This is a genomic window from Gemmatimonadales bacterium, assembly GCA_030697825.1.
Classification (GTDB): Bacteria; Gemmatimonadota; Gemmatimonadetes; order Gemmatimonadales; family JACORV01; genus JACORV01.
In genome coordinates, this window is record JAUYOW010000130.1 from 1 (window position 1) to 2128 (window position 2128).

The 2128-nt window shown below is 73.6% G+C and carries 3 protein-coding genes; 1 reads left to right on the forward strand and 2 read right to left on the reverse strand.

The features are described from left to right. Together Q8Q85_06770 and Q8Q85_06775 are read right to left on the reverse strand one after the other, a co-directional pair. Positions 1 to 643: hypothetical protein (locus Q8Q85_06770; GenBank protein MDP3773955.1), on the reverse strand; the 643-nt coding region annotated here is incomplete at its 3' end. Next, positions 618 to 1421 (reverse strand): hypothetical protein, encoded by an 804-nt coding sequence (locus Q8Q85_06775; GenBank protein ID MDP3773956.1) that lies wholly within the window; start codon positions 1419 to 1421, stop codon positions 618 to 620. The genes Q8Q85_06770 and Q8Q85_06775, both read right to left, overlap by 26 nt. 245 nt (positions 1422 to 1666) lie before the next feature. On the opposite strand from Q8Q85_06775, the gene Q8Q85_06780 reads away from it, so the two are divergent. After that, complete coding sequence (locus Q8Q85_06780) at positions 1667 to 2074, forward strand: hypothetical protein (GenBank protein MDP3773957.1); 408 nt, start codon at positions 1667 to 1669, stop codon at positions 2072 to 2074. The last annotated feature ends 54 nt before the right edge of the window (positions 2075 to 2128 follow it).

Below are 2128 nucleotides of genomic sequence, written 5' to 3' on the forward strand. Positions count from 1 at the left end.
GGAAGGCGGCGTCGCGGCCGCTGGGGACGACGGCGACGACCGGGCGCTCATCGGGGCGGGGCCGCGCCTTGCTGCGCCCCGTGAGTGCTCGCTGCGGCGAGCCGCCCACCCGTCCTCGCCGTCCGCCGTCGTCGATCGCGCGCCCGGCCCCGCCACGCTTGCCGCCATAGGTCGCCGCGTACGCCGCGATCGCCGCATCGGCGACGCCGACGCGGACGGGGCCGTAGCCGAGGCCGCGCGCGATGCGGAGCAGTTTCCGGGCGAGCTTCGCTTCGTCGCCGAGTCCCGCTGCATCGACCCACCAGGCGCCTTCCGCGGTGGGCAGACGCGCCGACGCGCAGACGCGCAGGGCGCCGCCGCCCCACGCTACCCGCGGGCTCGCCGCGAGCAGCGCGGTTGTCACCTCCAGGGCGGCGCGCGAGATCCGCTCGTCGTCCCACGGCAGCGCGACGAGATCGCTCGCCAGGGCTTTCGCCTGGGTTAGCGCCATGCTGCACGCGACGCCACGGCGCGCGGCTTCGGCGTCGGTAGCGACGATGCGGGGCTTGCCGCGGACGTCGGTGAAGACGACGGAAGGACGGAACGTCGGAACGGCGGAAGGTGGTTCCGCGCCACTCTTACCGCCGTTCCGTCGTTCCGACATTCCGCCCGTAAGCGCGCCGATCGCGAACCGCCCAATGCGGACGCAGGCGATGCGGCAATACGAAGCCAAGAGGGACCTCCACGACGCGCGGGGCGCCGCCCTTCTCGATCGTGATTCGCAGGGTGCGTGGCGCCGGCCACGCGCCGCCGGAGAGGCCGGGGACGAAGCCGGCGGTATCGGCGCGCGGGCGGACGGTGAGCACTAGCGCGGCGAACGGCGTCCTAGCGCTCGGACGGCCGGGGTCGCGCCTTGCTGCGCCCCGTAAGTGCTCGCTGCGGCGCGCCCCCGGCACGTCCTCGCCGGCCGCCGTTCGCCCCCGTACCACCAGCGCCGTGTCCTTGTCCCGCGCTAGGCGCTGGAGCCTCACCGCGACCGCGCGCGCGGGCGCCGGGGCCTGGTCCACGATCACGAGGCCGAACGCGCCGGTCCGCAGGAGCACGTCCGCGCACCACCACGCGCTCTGGGTCGCCTTGGGCCGCACCACCCAGAACGGGCCCAGGGCCGCGAGGTGCGCGGCGGCCTGCGGCGCCAGCGTCCGCTCGGCGTCCACCAGGGCGACTCCTTCATCGGCCTGGAGCGTGGCCTCCGCCAGGGCGAGGAGGAGCGCGGTGCCGCCGGTGCCAAGCGGGGCGTCGAGCGCGGTGATCTGCCCGCGTGGGACGCCCGATGGCAGCACCGCATCGAGCGCGGGGATGCCGAACCGGAGCCCGTGGCGCGCCCCGGAGGCGAGCCGCTCGAGATGCTCAGGGAGCAGCAGCTTCAGGTTTGGGGCGGTCACAAATGGCTCCCCTCAGGCCCCAAAGCATACCCGAAGAAACACCGAAGCTCAAGAGCATAAAAAAAGACCCGTATATACGCACCCCGGACGCGGCATCTCTTCACCTGCCCCTTCGGGGGCCTCCGCGCAGCCCGGCCCATCCCGCGATCCGTGTCGGCGGTCTTGCGCGCTCCCGGGCCGCTTCGGTAGCCTGTCGAGTGTAACCCGGCTCTAACTGCACGAACTGCACACTCGCGGGGGACGCCGTGAGGCGCCTCCGAGTGCGTCCGCCAACGCTTCCCGCAAACCTCGTGCGAGACGCCGTCGCCCGCCAGCTCGCCACGGTGTCGCTGCGCCAGGCCGCGGCGGAGATCGGGCTCAGCCCGAACGCGCTCCGCAACTTCCTGAACGGCGCTGAGCCGCGCATCCCCACGCGGGCCAAGCTCGAGCGCTGGGTGGCGAGCCGCCGCATGCGGGAACGCGGCCCCGGCGTCGGACGCCTCGTCGAGCTCCTGGGCGAGCTCGGTGCCGAGCTCTCTCCCGGCGAGACCGCCGCCCTCGGCGAGCACACGGTGCGCTTCCTCGTCAACGCGTATGAGGCCCGGCGCCTCCCACCGCCGCGGTGGGTGCGGGAGCTGGCCAACCACTACAAGACTTCGCGCCACGGCTCCTAGCGCGCCGAGTTGACTCGGCGCAACGGTCGAGCGTAGGTTGGGCGTGCAGTTTGT